At 59.0% G+C, this 14,004-nt stretch carries 16 protein-coding genes and 2 tRNA genes; 6 read left to right on the forward strand and 12 right to left on the reverse strand.

Features of this window, described 5'->3' with window-relative positions; translation table 11 throughout:
• The 11 genes from Q352_RS21815 to Q352_RS21830 form a co-directional block, all read right to left on the reverse strand.
• Nucleotides 1–830: Ig-like domain-containing protein (locus Q352_RS21815; RefSeq protein WP_211249650.1), on the reverse strand; the 830-nt coding region annotated here is incomplete at its 3' end.
• A 304-nt stretch (nt 831–1,134) separates the two neighbouring features.
• Nucleotides 1,135–1,599, reverse strand: coding sequence for a GNAT family N-acetyltransferase (locus Q352_RS23790; RefSeq protein ID WP_158537439.1), 465 nt, complete (start codon nt 1,597–1,599; stop codon nt 1,135–1,137).
• A gap of 332 nt (nt 1,600–1,931) precedes the next feature.
• A complete protein-coding gene (locus Q352_RS22490; RefSeq protein ID WP_084300344.1) occupies nt 1,932–2,513 on the reverse strand; it encodes a phage tail protein in 582 nt (193 codons plus the stop codon).
• Nucleotides 2,514–2,555: 42 nt separating this feature from the next.
• Nucleotides 2,556–3,098 carry a phage tail protein gene (locus Q352_RS0117515; RefSeq protein WP_028500443.1) on the reverse strand — a complete coding sequence of 181 codons (543 nt, stop codon included), beginning with the start codon at nt 3,096–3,098 and terminating at the stop codon, nt 2,556–2,558.
• A 42-nt stretch (nt 3,099–3,140) separates the two neighbouring features.
• Entirely contained in the window at nt 3,141–3,662 is a 522-nt protein-coding gene (locus Q352_RS23035) for a phage tail protein (RefSeq protein ID WP_084300346.1), read from the reverse strand.
• 221 nt (nt 3,663–3,883) lie between these two features.
• A tRNA-Met gene (locus tag Q352_RS0117520) sits at nt 3,884–3,960 on the reverse strand.
• 41 nt (nt 3,961–4,001) lie between these two features.
• Nucleotides 4,002–4,078 (reverse strand) — tRNA-Met (locus Q352_RS0117525).
• Nucleotides 4,079–4,128: 50 nt separating this feature from the next.
• On the reverse strand, nt 4,129–4,950 hold the full coding sequence (locus Q352_RS0117530; RefSeq protein WP_028500444.1) for an undecaprenyl-diphosphate phosphatase: 822 nt from the start codon (nt 4,948–4,950) through the stop codon (nt 4,129–4,131).
• 78 nt (nt 4,951–5,028) lie between these two features.
• The gene (locus Q352_RS0117535; RefSeq protein WP_028500445.1) at nt 5,029–5,649 is read right to left on the reverse strand and encodes a thiol:disulfide interchange protein DsbA/DsbL; all 621 of its coding nucleotides are present in this window, start codon (nt 5,647–5,649) and stop codon (nt 5,029–5,031) included.
• A gap of 21 nt (nt 5,650–5,670) precedes the next feature.
• Nucleotides 5,671–6,399 (reverse strand): SPOR domain-containing protein, encoded by a 729-nt coding sequence (locus Q352_RS0117540; protein ID WP_028500446.1) that lies wholly within the window; start codon nt 6,397–6,399, stop codon nt 5,671–5,673.
• A 203-nt stretch (nt 6,400–6,602) separates the two neighbouring features.
• Entirely contained in the window at nt 6,603–7,313 is a 711-nt protein-coding gene (locus Q352_RS21830; protein WP_051529068.1) for an ATP-binding protein, read from the reverse strand.
• On the opposite strand from Q352_RS21830, the gene Q352_RS0117550 reads away from it, so the two are divergent.
• From Q352_RS0117550 to Q352_RS0117565, 4 genes are read left to right on the forward strand one after another with little or no spacing between them, the layout of a single operon-like run.
• Nucleotides 7,314–7,979 (forward strand): heteromeric transposase endonuclease subunit TnsA, encoded by a 666-nt coding sequence (locus Q352_RS0117550; protein WP_028500447.1) that lies wholly within the window; start codon nt 7,314–7,316, stop codon nt 7,977–7,979.
• A gap of 1 nt (nt 7,980) precedes the next feature.
• Complete coding sequence (locus Q352_RS0117555; protein ID WP_028500448.1) at nt 7,981–9,855, forward strand: TnsB C-terminal domain-containing protein; 1,875 nt, start codon at nt 7,981–7,983, stop codon at nt 9,853–9,855.
• A 10-nt stretch (nt 9,856–9,865) separates the two neighbouring features.
• Nucleotides 9,866–10,756 carry a TniB family NTP-binding protein gene (locus tag Q352_RS0117560; protein WP_028500449.1) on the forward strand — a complete coding sequence of 297 codons (891 nt, stop codon included), beginning with the start codon at nt 9,866–9,868 and terminating at the stop codon, nt 10,754–10,756.
• The gene (locus tag Q352_RS0117565; protein WP_084300350.1) at nt 10,705–11,943 is read left to right on the forward strand and encodes a TniQ family protein; all 1,239 of its coding nucleotides are present in this window, start codon (nt 10,705–10,707) and stop codon (nt 11,941–11,943) included. The genes Q352_RS0117560 and Q352_RS0117565 overlap by 52 nt, the downstream gene beginning before the upstream one ends.
• A gap of 292 nt (nt 11,944–12,235) precedes the next feature.
• Here the strand turns inward: Q352_RS0117565 and Q352_RS24495 are convergent, their stop codons facing one another.
• The gene (locus Q352_RS24495) at nt 12,236–12,379 is read right to left on the reverse strand and encodes a helix-turn-helix domain-containing protein (protein WP_084300352.1); all 144 of its coding nucleotides are present in this window, start codon (nt 12,377–12,379) and stop codon (nt 12,236–12,238) included.
• A gap of 85 nt (nt 12,380–12,464) precedes the next feature.
• On the opposite strand from Q352_RS24495, the gene Q352_RS0117570 reads away from it, so the two are divergent.
• Together Q352_RS0117570 and Q352_RS0117575 are read left to right on the forward strand one after the other, a co-directional pair.
• Nucleotides 12,465–13,319 (forward strand): sce7726 family protein, encoded by an 855-nt coding sequence (locus tag Q352_RS0117570; protein ID WP_036386936.1) that lies wholly within the window; start codon nt 12,465–12,467, stop codon nt 13,317–13,319.
• 80 nt (nt 13,320–13,399) lie between these two features.
• Nucleotides 13,400–13,885, forward strand: a complete 486-nt coding sequence (locus tag Q352_RS0117575; RefSeq protein WP_036386937.1) for a hypothetical protein — start codon at nt 13,400–13,402, stop codon at nt 13,883–13,885.
• Nucleotides 13,886–14,004: the final 119 nt, after the last annotated feature.

The raw sequence follows: 14,004 nt of genomic DNA on the forward strand, positions 1-14,004 counted from the left end.
CCGCTGGCATTGGTTGCGGTGTAGGTGAAGCTGTCCGGTCCGGAATAACCGGCGGTCGGGGTGTAGGTGATGCTGGTGCCGCTGGCCGTGGCGGTACCATGGCTGGCGGCGGAGGCCACGGCGACGCTGGTGGCAGCCCCGCCGCCGAGGCTCAGCGTGATCGGGTTGGCGCTGCTGTTGGCGGCGACGGTGGTGCTGACCGCGCCGGCAGTCGGGGCCGGCAAGGCATAGGTATAGCCATTGGTCAGCGTGGCCATGCCGTTCGACGTCGTGGCGACAACGTTGACCGCACCTGCCGCATGGGCCGGCGTGGTGGCGGTGATCGTGGTGGCATTGTTGACGGTAAACGAACTGGCTGCGGTGCCGCCGAAGCTGACGGCCGTGGTGCCGGTCAGGTTGGTGCCGGTCAGGGTGACCGTGGTGCCGCCTGCGGTACTGCCGGTGGGCGGGGTGACCTGGGTCAGGGTCGGCGTGGCGCCGCCGTTGACCACCACTGTGTACGTCGCCACACCGCTGTCACCAAAGTTTTCCACTACCGATATCTGGAATGTGTAGGTGCCGGGTGTGGTCGGTGTACCGCTGAGCACACCAGTATTGTTATCCAGGCTCAAACCGGCCGGGATGTAGGTGGCGTTGCCATCGTAGTTCGGATCATTCACGTCGCCTTGCCAGTATGCGTACGGTGCGGCGCCGCCAATTGCCGTCAGCGTAACCGACATCGACTGACCGAGAGTCAGGGTGGCAAGGGTTGTGCCACTGGGAGGGGAGAGGGAAACGCCGGCGCCGACAGCCATGGCGGGGAAGACAAGCGCAAGCGTGAACAGCAGCATGCAAAATGCCTGCTGTGTTGCGGTTCTGAATCCAGAAACCAGTGTGGCCAACTGTCTGTGCATTTGCAGTCTCGTGAGGGAAGTCGTCCGGGCGGGGCCCCCTGTGGCGTCAAACGGGTGTGCTGCTGGATGACCGCCACGGTTTAGCGGACGGGAGGCTGCCCCCCCGTCCGCTTGAAGTGTCCCGGTATCGGAAATGAATATTCAGTTAGCAGTATAGATCCCGGATAATGCGAAATAAATATTTTATTCGTTTGATGTAGCTGCTATTTACTTTGGATGGGCGTCACGACACGGCCGGGCATCAGGCGCGGCTGGAAACCGGTCTGCACAGATGGATGTCGGGGCCTGCAGTCCCGGTCACCTGGAACCCCAGTCGCTGGTACAGGCGTTGCGCCGGATTGCCGGGGCTGACATGGAGGCTGCACGGGCGCCCGGCGTGGTCGGCCAGGTCGAGGACTGCGCGCAGCAAGGCAGAACCAATACCTTGTCCGCACCAGGCGGGCAGCAGGGCGATATCGACGATGTGCCAGCCGCCCGGGGCGTGGCGATGCAGATACAGGCGGCCAATTGAATGGTTGGATTGCTCGACAACAAGAATATCGCTGTCCGGATAGCACTTCTCGTAGTGCAGGCGCTGCAGGCGTGCCTGGTCGAGCAGGAACTGTCGGCGCTGTTCGTCGGTCCAGCCCGGTATCAGCGCCGTTTCCGCCCAGCGACGCGCCAGGTACAGGTCGCGGACGAATGCCGCATCGGCATCCGTTTGCACGTGCCAGCGCAAGCCTGGTTTTGTCTCTGGAGAAGGAAGGGAATCAGGATCGGGGTGGGGCTGAGAGTGTGTGGACACGTTGCGGTTCTCGTCCGGAAACGGTTCCGCCGGCGCCGCCCTCGTGATGCTGATGGGGGCGGCGCCGGGGAAGGATAAGGCGCCGTCGTCAGACTGCTGACGACGAACGGCGCCACTAGTCGTTAGTGGCTTTGGTACCTGCCCGGCTGACGGTGCAGATGGTGGGCACGGCGGCCTGCCAGATCGAATCCGGCCCGGCCTGTTCTTGCCGCCATGTGCTATGGCCTGTTATTGCCCCGCTTGGTGGAACGCCATTACGGCCTGATCGGGTAAGTGCCACCGCTGTCGAGACAGATGTAATAGCTGCTGATTTGCAGGCAAGGCTGCATATTGGCCACCTTGATTGGTGCTGTATAGGCCGTGCCAGCATCGCCGATTGTGGTCGGGGCCAGGGTAGCGGGTATCGCCCCGCTGTTGTACGCTGCGTAAACCTTGATATTGAACGGGGCCGAGGGCACGGTCGTAGCATCCGGCGTATCAATATTGTTGGCATTGGTATATGCCGCACCAGTGATCTGATGGGAATGAGACGGGATATTGATAGGCTCTATGCTGCTGGTACGCTCACCGGCCACGTCTCCGACCTTTCTGGTCGTCAGGGTCGGGTCGCTGGGAGTTGGCCCAATGCCTCTCCCGCTGCCCATGACTGCCCGCCCTGTCAGATTGGGGAGATTGAAATAGGTTTTCAGATCCCCGCCATAGAGGTTGCTGATAATGGAATACAGTGCCGGATACTGCGAAATGGGCATCTGTCTTCCGTCACACAAGCACCAGCCGCTGACGCTTCTTCCACTGGAGTAGGGGAAAAGTCTGATCTCACCAACAAATGCATCCATGATGTCATAGCCTGTCAGGTTTGAAGTTGCAGTGGGGAGGGCTCAGTTAGGCCGGTCCGGGTAAAGGCCATTCAAGGCAATGATGTAGCTTACGGTCAGTGTGGCCATCATGTTGTTTATGGGGGCCTGGTTTGGATTTGTAACGGGGCTCAGAAAATCCGCACTCAGTACGGCCGTGGCGGGGGATTCTTTGCTGTAAAACCCTTTGTTGGCCCCGGCTGCCGCAAGCTTCCCCAGCATGATATTGCTGGGCGCTTCGTTGTCGCCTATGTCTGCCACCACGTTGAATGTATGCTTGTGCGGTGGCATATTTGCGTTTGTTATCATGGATGTTTCGGCACCGAAATGCTGCCCCAGCGTAATCGTGGGCATCCCGTTTGTCGAGCACGTGCCTACCGGAATACGACCGCGAAAATCGGGCAGGTTAAAGATTCTGATCCCATCGCCGCCATACGTAGTGCTGATCAGCGAAAACAATGCGGGATAGTCATTGACGGACAGGGAGGCGCCATTGCAAATGGCCCAGCCTTCTGGCGCATAATTACCGGCGAACATGCGGATTTCGCCAACGAAACAGTCTGCCATGCTTGTTGCCTCACGAAAAATAAACGATGGCCCGGCGCAATGCTAATCCTGTGGCGGGTAGTTGCCAGTAGTGGCAATGAAAAAGGCCGATCCGATAGAAGGCTGGGTATTGTCCATGGGCTGGCCAGAACCGGCGAAGCCAACCGTATCCGATCGCAGTGCGACAGGTTTGGCCGGTGCAACGGGGGCAGCGTGATAAACCTTCTTGGGGCTGATGGCGGGGATGCCGCCGGCCGGGGCTGTAGCTGTCGCTGCCTCGGTGGAGGCTCTTGCCTGGTGGCTGTGGGCCGGAATAACGGCAACGGGAAGCGTTTTGGTCGCACTGCCGTCTTGTCGCTTGCTGGTCGGGACAGGAGGATGGGTGGGATCAAAACCTATCGGTGTCCGGACACGCAGGTCCGGCAGACAGAACGTGGTCGTGCCGTTGCCGCCATAGGTTGTCGACAGCAAGGAGTACAGCGCGACGTTTTGCTGGATATTCAGCTCCCTGCCATCACATGGCAGCCAGCCCCTTGGCGCCCAGTTCCAGGAGAACAGGCGGATTTCGCCTACAAACGGATCCATGAAGCACCTCACTCTTGTCATTGTTGAAAAACGGACCGGTGTTCACTGCGGCAAGCCGTCATGCCGTTTGGGTGTCGGCATGACGCGAAATCACGTTAGCATTTCCGTTTTTTCATGACAAGACGAATGCGTGAAAATTTGTTCCAGAGCATGCAAACGTCAATTCTGGCTACTGAAACGAAAACAGGCTGTCAGCGTGAGCTGACAGCCTGAATCGATACTGGTTGCGGGGGCAGGATTCGAACCTACGACCTTCGGGTTATGAGCCCGACGAGCTACCGGACTGCTCCACCCCGCGTCAGGGTGTTGATGTCGATGGAGCGATCGACATCGGTAAACTGGTTGCGGGGGCAGGATTTGAACCTACGACCTTCGGGTTATGAGCCCGACGAGCTACCGGACTGCTCCACCCCGCGACAGAGGAAGCAGATAATATCCCGCGTCAGCCACCGCGTCAAGCAAATGCTCAACTATTCCACGATACCCAGCCGAAATACCACGTGGCGATGATGATCAGCCCGAACACGATGCGATACCAGGCGAACACGGTGAACGTGTGGTGGGCGACAAAGCGGATCAGGCCGCGCACGGCGACGAAGGCGGACAGGAAAGCGAACACGAAACCGACGCCGAACACCGGAATGTCGCCGCTGGTGAACAGTTCGCGGTGTTTCCACACATCGTAGAAGGTCGCGGCGAACATGACCGGGATGGCGAGGAAGAACGAGAACTCGGTCGCCACCTTGCGGTCCAGGCCGAACAGCATGCCGCCGATAATGGTCGAACCGGAGCGGCTGGTGCCGGGAATCAGCGAGGCGACCTGGGCGACGCCGACCTTGAACGCATCCAGTGGCGTCATGTCGTCGATGCTGTGAATGCGGACCGGACGCTGGCGACGTTCGGCCCACAGGATGATCAGGCCGCCGACCACCAGCGCGCAGGCGACTGCGACCGGATTGAACAGGTGCGCCTTGATCGCCTTGATGAAGGTGATGCCGACCAGGGCGGCGGGCAGGAAGGCGATGAACAGGTTCAGCACGAAACGCTGTGCGGTCCGGCTGCCCGGCAGATCGCGAACCACACCGAGCAGGCGTTCGCGGTATTCCCAGCACACGGCAAGGATGGCACCGAGCTGAATGACGATCTCGAACACGTCGCCGATGCGTGGATTGAAATTGATCAGGTCGCCGGCGACGATCAGGTGGCCGGTGGACGACACCGGCAGAAATTCGGTCAAACCTTCGACAATGCCCATCAGGACTGCCTTGGCGAGCAGGAGCCAATCCACTTTAAGTGCTTCCTTTTTGATGAATAAACAGGAACGGGGTGATTGCTCACCCCGTGGTTTCTGCCGCTGATGCCAGCCTTACTTCTTTTGTTCTGCGCGGACCCTGGCGATCAGCGCATTGATGATTTCGATGCGGCGCTCCGGCGTGGCGGCCAGGGTCGCGTACTTGCCGCCGACCACCAGCGTCGGCGTGCCTTCGATCTGGTAGGTGCGGGTCAGCTGGGCGGCGCGGGCCGGCGCGCTGGAAATGCCGAACGATCCGTAGGTCTGCATGAACGAGGCGGCATTCACGCCCGGTTGCCTGGCGATCCAGCCCTTCAGCACGTCAGGCTGACCGAGATTGATCTTGTCGCGCATCACGGCATCGAACACCGGCATCTGCAGGCGTTCCAGGTTGGTGGCCTTCAGCGTGGCGGCCAGCTTGACGAAGCCGTCCGTGCTCTTGTCCCAGCTGATGTGCTCGCGGCGGAAGTCGACATCGGCCGGCCTGGTTTTGGCCCAGGTCTCGATCAGCGGTTCAAGGTGGTAGCAGTGAATGCAGGTGTAGGAATAGAACTCCAGCACCTCGATCTTGCCTTTGCTGGCGACCGGCTGGGCCGGGGACATGACCGTATAGTCGACGCCTTCCTTGATCGGAGCAGCGGCATTGGCGGTGGCGGCGACAAGCCAGACCAGACTGGCGAACAGCCATTTTTTCATTTTTGAAATCCCTGATAGAAATTAGCCGTCGGCCTTGACGACCGAAGGATTGAAGCCCTCGTTCTTTAGCAAGGCCTTAACCCGGTTGATATCTTCCGGTCTGGAATACGGACCGACGCGGACGCGATGCAGCAGTCCCTTGTCCGGAATGGTGGTCGACGAGATGCTGGCCTCGATGCCGGACAGCGCGAGCCGCGCTTTCAGGTTGTCGGCCTCGTTCTCGCTGGAAAAGGCGCCAAGCTGGAAAAACACCGGTTTGCCGGCCTTGTCGCTCTTTTCCGCCGGTTTCCTGGCTGCAGGTTTTTCGGCCGGCAGCTTGCCGTCCTTGTCCGCCAGCAACTGGTAGAAATCGTAGTCCGGCGTGGCCGGTGCCGCCGGTTTGGCGGCCGGGGCGGGGGCGCCCGGTGCCTTGTCCGGTGGCGGCAGCACCACGACATTGCCCTGGGTCGGTCCTTCGGTCTTGACCTCGGGAGCGCGGGTATTCAGGGTGCCGGGCTCCAGCAGGGACGGTTGTGGCGGGGCGACCTCGGCCGCCGTGGTCGGCGTGCGCGGTTTTTCCCGGTCGGCGAACGGGCTGGCGGCACGATTCAGCCAGAAGGCGACGCCCACGGCGATGCCGACGCCGGCGATGACGCCGATCAGGATGCCGGCGCCCATGCCGCCGCCGCTGCGGTCGCGCTGGGGTTTGCTGCTGCGTCCGCTCGGGCGGCTCTGGCTCCGTCCGGCGTTCTTGTAATCGCGTGATGCCATGTCTGTGTCGATCGATCTGTTCGTCTGCGCCCCGTGCCTGCCGGGGCATTGTGTCCGGCTAGCGGTGGCGGGGGTAGGGCGCGTGGCACCGGGCTGGCGCTTGTGCGCTGCGGGAGTCGGCGATTATACCGGCTCACCGTCCGGCTGCACCTGCCCGGACACGGTCTGGCGGCAATATTGTCATGTTCAAATGTTACCGGATATCAGGGCCGCGAATGGCGGCGGTACTGGATCGCTTCGGCGACATGGTGACAGGCCACGGCCTCGCTGCCGTCCAGATCGGCCACCGTACGGGCGACGCGCAGAATGCGGTGGCAGGCGCGCGCCAACAACTGCAGCCGTTCGATGGCCTCGCGCAGCAGCGCCAGCCCGGCCGGGTCCGGCGTCGCGAACCGGGCCAGTGTCTCGCCCTCCAGCTGACCGTTTGGTGTGCCCTGTCGTGCTGTCTGCCGCCGGTGGGCTGCCACGACCCGCTGCCGGACCCGATCCGACGGCTCGCCTGGCGGGGTGTCCAGCAATTCGCCGGCCGGCACGCTGGCCATGTCCAGCCACAGGTCAATCCGGTCCAGCAACGGGCCGGACAGGCGGGCGCGATAGCGGCCGACCTGCTCGGGCGAGCAGCGGCAGCGACCGGCCGGATGGCCGTGATAGCCGCACGGGCACGGATTCATTGCCGCAATGAACTGGAAACGGGCCGGAAAGCGCACCTGCGCCGCGGCGCGGGCGATATCGACATGGCCGCGTTCCATCGGTTCGCGCAGGTTTTCCAGCACCCGGCGTTCGAACTCGGGCAGTTCGTCGAGGAACAGAACACCATTGTGCGCCAGGCTGATTTCGCCCGGCCGGGGCGGCGAACCGCTGTAATTTCCATCGATAAATGCAAGAATTGATATAACTTCCAGCGGAGTATGCAAATGAACCATCCTCTGCAGCACACACCGGTCCGCGACATTGGTATCAGCACACGCGGCGTCACCGGAATCGTCCCTTCCTTTGGGAAGTACGAATCCTCCCTTGAGCGGGATCTCATGGAGATCCTACGCTTTGACCCTAGCATCGAGCATTTCGCTCCGCAGCCACTCACCATCGAGTACTTGGACCGCGATGGCAAACCCCGGAGTTACACGCCCGACGGCCTGATTCGCTTCAAATCCACTCCATCATCATATTCGAGCCCGGTGTTATTTGAGGTGAAGTATCGCGCGGACTTTCGCAAGGATTGGAGGATCCTGATGCCGAAGTTTCGGGCCGCGAAAGCATATAGCTCCGAGCAGACCTGGCGCTTCGAAGTATTCACCGAGCGCGAAATCCGCACCCCCTACCTCGATAATGTGAAATTCCTCTGGCCCTACCGCGAGCGAGCCCCTTCCTCCGAGGTACGTATCCTGATCTTGCAAACCCTGTGGGATCTGGATGAAGCCGACCCTGACTTGCTGCTGTGCGCACTCTGCCATGACGCGGCAAATCGTGCCCGCATGATCCCTGCCCTGTGGCATCTGGTTGGCACCGGCGCCATCGGCTGCGATTTGAATACTCCCCTAACTATGCGTTCCCGTATTTGGGCAGAACAGGACTGCTGACATGAAAACCATCCGCCCCGGCCTGCTCGTCTATTGGCGTAACCAGCCCACCGTCGTCCTCGAACTTAAAGGTTTATCCGATGCCATCCTTCGCACCGTTGACGGGGTGAGAACCGAGATAGCCCACGTCACCGACCTGACACTTAGCCCAACCTCCGGCGATGCACCGTCGGCACCTCATCTCATGGCCAAGGACAAGGAGTGGGACAAAGCCGTCGAGCGTTACGAGCTGATTCGGCCCTTGCTAGATCTACCCGGGCGTTCTGCTGAGGATGTACAGCAGATCGCCGATGCGGCCAGCAAAAGCCTGACCACCATCTATCGCTGGTTGAACCGCTTCGAAGAAACCGGCTTGGTGTCATCCCTGCTGCGTACACCCCGCTCCGACAAAGGCGGCCAGCGGCTCTGCGATGAGGTCGAGCAGATCATCACGCTGCAGATCCAAAACTACTACTTGAAGCAGGAACGACCATCGGTCTTGAAGCTCTACAAGCGCATCAAGCAGGAATGCCAGGATGCCGACTTGGAGCCGCCGCACAAAAATACGGTTTATGCCCGGGCCAGGGAGCTCGAGCAGCGCGAGGTGCTGCGCAAGCGCTATAGCCCCAAGCTCGCCCGGGAAAAGCTTGAACCGCTGCGCGGCCACTTTCCTGGTGCCGACTACCCCAATGCCGTGGTGCAAATCGACCATACCAAGGTCGATGTGATTGTGGTGGATGAAGAACACCGGCTGCCAATCGGGCGACCTTACCTGACGCTCGCCATCGATGTGGCCACCAAGTTGGTAACGGGCTTCCGCATGACGCTGGATCCGCCTGGTGCCTCGTCCGCTGGCCTTTGCATCGCACACGCAGTGATACGTAAAGAGCATTGGTTGGCCAAACGGGACATCTCGGCAGAGTGGCCAATCTACGGGAAGATGAACAAAATCCACGTCGACAACGCCAAGGAGTTCCGCGGCAACATGCTGTCACGGGCCTGCCAACAACACGGCATCATCCTCGAGCACCGTCCTAAGGGACAGCCCAACTATGGGCCTCACATCGAGCGGGCGTTTCGCACCTTCATGGGAGAGTGTCAAAGCCTGCCAGGCACAACCTTTTCCAACGTCCAAGCCAAGATGGACTACGACTCGGAAGGCCGTGCGTGCCTGACATTAGCCGAGCTCGAACTGTGGTTCACGGTGTTTGTGGTGTATTGCTACCACCACCGGGCCCACAAAGGGATCAATGAGGTTCCGCCAATCAAGTTGTATCACCAGTTCGTGCACGGTTCAGCGACTCAGCCTGGGATCGGCCTGCCAGCCCCCATCGACGATGAAGAGAACTTCCGACTGGACTTCACCCCCTACGTCGAACGCACCGTGCAGCGGCACGGCGCGGTCATCGACAACGTCCACTACTACGCGCCGATCCTTCGCCGCTGGGTGGAGGCAGAAGAGCCGGGTAGTGGCAAGGCGCGTAAGTTCATCTTCGCCCGCGATCCACGCGACATCAGTATGGTGTACTTCCTGGACCCAGATACCCAGACCTACAGCCCGATCCCCTACCTCAACAGCACCCGGCCGGCCATCAGCCTGTGGGAGCTGCGTGCGGTCTTGAAGCAATTGAAGGAGGACCCCACCAACCACGTTGACGAGGAAATGATTTTCCAGGGTATCCGCCGAATGCGTGAGATCGAGGAGGCGGCGATCGAAAAGACGCGCCTCGCCAAGCAACAGCGTGCGACGGAAAAGCGCAAACGGCGCATGGCGGAACGGCGCAATGGCTGGGGCGGCGTACACCCACCAACCGCGGTCGCACCAATCGTCACACCGCCGCCCATACCGTCGGACGACGACGATATACAACCGTTCAACGATATCCAACTGTGCTAGGAGCACAGCCATGACCAGTTACAATCATCTGCACCCTGGCACCGTCGAACACATCGAGTTGGATGCCGAATCACGCATCCAATGGCTGAAGCAACCACGATGGATCGGCTACCCCCGCGCCCAGGAGGTCATGGGTAAACTGGAGGACCTAGTGCACCACCCGCGCGAGACCCGGATGCCCAATATGCTGCTGATCGGCGGCACCAACAACGGCAAGACACGTCTGATCCGGAACTTTGCCCAACGTCACCCGGCAGAGGAAAACCCGAGGGGCGAACATATCATCGCTCCAGTGCTATACACCCAAGCCCCGCCAGCCCCCAGCGAAGCCGGCTTCTATTCAGAGATCCTCAATACCTTGTTCGAGAAAGTGCCGACATCGTCGACGGACGCCAAGCGGGCCCGGGTCATCCAGGTGCTGCGTGGCATTCAGCTAAAGGTTCTGATCATCGACGAATTGCACAACATCCTGGCTGGCGCATCGGTCAAGCAGCAGCAGTTTCTGAACATGATCAAATATCTCGGCAACGAGTTACAGATCTCAATCGTCGGTTGCGGCACGGGCGATCTGTTGCGTGCAGTCAGCATCGACCCGCAGATCCAGAACCGCTTCACTCCCGAATTGCTACCGAAATGGCAGATGAACAAGGAGTTCCGCCAATTGCTGATGTCGTTCGAACGCATTTTGCCGTTGCGTAACCCGTCCACCCTGCATGAGCCGATGCTGGCCGGCAAGATTCTGGCCATGAGTGAAGGAACGATCGGCGAGTTGTCGATGCTGCTGAATCAGGCTGCCACGTATGCAATTCGGCAGGGTGACGAGCAGATCACTCCCGACGTGTTGAACGCATGTGGCTATGTTTCGCCGAGCGATCGAACTCGTCAGGCCGCGCGCGTGTGAGGATATTACCGCTGCATCCACAACCCCAACCGGACGAAATCCTGTCCTCGTGGATGGTCCGGTTGGCGTTTGCGAATGGTTTCCCGCTGCATACCTTCTACGCCAACCTGCTTGGTTACAAGGCGCCGATCTGGAACCGAGATACCGATCGCCATCCGGCCACAGCCCTTCTTGATGTACTTAGCAGGTGCACTGGCCAAATACCGGCCACCCTACAGACGCTGACTCTCGGCGCCTACGATGGCATCCTGTTCGAACAACTACCGCTAATCGGCAACGCATCGTGGGTTCTCCCCGTCGGTGTATTTCATCGCACCCGTCGACGCGCCGGCATGCAGTTCTGTCCGATCTGCCTGCAACTCGATATCACTCCGTACTACCGCCGCCATTGGCGACTGGCACTCTATGCCATGTGTGAGCACCACCAGTGCGTGATGCAGGAGTACTGCCCATCCTGCAATACTCCGGTGGCGTACCATCGCCACGGCATCGGTCGAAGAAAAGCCATACCGGAGCAGGCGCTACGACTTTGTCACCTGTGCGGATTCGACCTGCGCCGAACTCGCCCGGTATATCTCGATTGGCCGGATGGGTACTCTTGGCTGCTGTTTGGCGCAACGATCAGTTTCTTCGAACAAGGGGCTTGGGACTGCGGCCGGCTCACGCCGGCGTGTGGAGTGCCATTCTTTCAGGGATTTCACACGCTGGTCACCGTGATAAACGGCCGGCATGGCCACCAGTTGCGTCAGCTGCTCGGCAAAACCTTCGGTATGACCATCGGCACCGACCACCCAGCATCCCGTCACATCGAGTTCGAAAATCTGAACGCGTTCGAACGACTGAAATTGCTACTGGCGGCCACCTGGCTGCTGGATGACTGGCCAAATCGATTTATCGCTCTGTGCAGTGAGGCGAAATTCACCCGCTCTCGAATGGCTGAGAATGTCCATAACCTTCCATTCTGGCTAGCCAATGTGGTGGATGAATATCTGGACTGCCGCCCCTACATCCCCAATGAACACGAGATCATTGCAGCAGGCCATTATCTAGATACTCATGAGCAGCCGGTGTCCCCCTCCGCTCTGAGCCAATTACTTGGCCTATCCAGAGACATAGCGGATGCGGCTTGGCGCCTCTGGCAACGGCATTCCTGTTCAGTTCCCAAGAAACCACACGGTAGCATCTAGCCCACCTGCTGAACTGACTGCCCCTGTCCAGGTCAATTATTACATCATGCTCTTGCCATTAACCAACACGGACGACATACAGCGTCGCAATATATGGGCGGGCGAGATCGGTGAAGCATCAAGTGTTTCGCGGTGCGGTTAGTTCATTCAGCAAATCGAACAGAAGCGCACGTGCTTTGGCCTGTGCGGGGGTAGCCAAACGTTGATTGATCACCTGAACCAGCTCATCCAGAGACACCTCAGCCTTCTTCGGAGTCTCTGCATTAAGAATATGCATACAGTGCATAACAATTTAGGACGGAGGAGATGCTAGGCCTCTTTCGTAACGAGAAACCAAACTCTGATCCTTGCCGAGCATACTTCCAAAATCTTGTTGATTTTTAGCAACTTTTTTTCGTGCCCGGCGAATCAACTCAGCCGTAGAAGCGAGGCTCATGCGTATTGAATTCGATTTAAATAATGCATATTGTGCATTTATGATATACTAGATCGCATCCCGCTACTACGTCGGCTGAGCCATCATGGATTTGCGTGCTGTTGCCAAACTATTTTCCCGAGGTGTGCTCAGGAGCCTGACTGAAGAAGGTGGGCTTGCCTCTTTCCGTGCGCTCGCACAAGGCAGTGGGCTGGTAGACGGTAAAAAAGCGGATAGCGTCACCGTCGGTGAACTTCTCGATGAAGGGTTCGAGATGCTAGTTCGGGATTACCGCAACGAGTACGTCTACAAAAATCTGATCGCACGTCAGCTGATGCTCGAGCGACATGCCCCAGGCGAAGCAGTCCTGCTGTCCGAATTCCGTGCCTATGAGTCACTGGCAGACCTAGTGATTCTGAACGGAACCTCCTCCGTGTATGAGATCAAGTCTGAGCTGGACAACCTCACCCGTTTGGACAAGCAGTTGGGTGACTACCTAAGAATTTTCGACCGCGTGAATGTGGTGACGCATCACAGCTGTAGCACTACGCTCCTGAAACGGTTACCGGCAAGGGTGGGCTTGCTGGAGCTGGATGCGGATGGATGCCTTGGAGTGCTGCGGGAATCCAGCAGCAACCTAGATGCGGTATCGTCGCAAGCAATTTTCTACTCACTGCGACAAGCAGAATACGAGTCGATTTTGATGGCGATCGACGGCGAGCTACCTGTCGCTGCACCGGCGCTGATGATGCGTGCGTGTGCCCACCGCTTTGCCCAACTGCCTGCCGCCCAAGTTCACGAGATGATGGTGAATCGGCTCAAAGTACGCGACCGCCTACACAGCCGTGACCTCTACACCCGATCGCTACCCAAATCGATGGTGCATTTTGGCCTGAGCACCAAACTCACCCGCCAGGCTTCGCTACAGTTCAGCAGAACTATGAATTTTTTCGCCATATAACAATGGCGCAAGCATAAGCTATCGGAATATCATTACTTGGCCACCTGCCGGAATCTAACTAAGGATGCCAAGTGATCTACATGCCTTACTTGCTTTCGCGCGAGCGCGAAGGCACCTGCCTAGCCCGGGCAAACGATATTCTGCCTCCCACTGCCCCAGTCGTTCCGATCATCGAGCCCGTCAGCCGAGCCTGGCACACACAGTGGTTTGGCTTAGCCCAATGGCTAAGCGGAGGCCGCAGGGCACTCCTGATCATTAATCCGTATCAGAACGATTTCGAAGGCGGAGGACAGGTCATTCGCTATGCAGAGATCAACCAGTCTGGTTTGCTGGATGAGAACCATATCGATGAAAATGCGTTATTACCGACACTGTTGATCCATGAACAGCTTGATCTTGAAACGGTGCGTAGCATCCTCAGCACCCAGCCCATCAGGGCAGTCATTCACGGTTGTATGCTGGATCCCGTGCCTCTGAATTCCTTGTTTGAGCACAGTCAGATCGAATTTCACATCTTCGATACCCAAACAACCAACCGCACCCGACGTCCCCCCGGATTTGAGTAGCACGCTGGTCTAGAGTCCAATCCTAGTGGTGAGGGAGATTGGGCATGAAAAAACGGTATACAGAAGAGCAGATCATTGGGTTCCTGCGTGAAGCGGAGGCAGGTCTGCCGGTGAAGGAG

The sequence above is a fragment of the Microvirgula aerodenitrificans DSM 15089 genome, assembly GCF_000620105.1.
In the GTDB taxonomy this organism is placed as follows: Bacteria; Pseudomonadota; Gammaproteobacteria; order Burkholderiales; family Aquaspirillaceae; genus Microvirgula; species Microvirgula aerodenitrificans.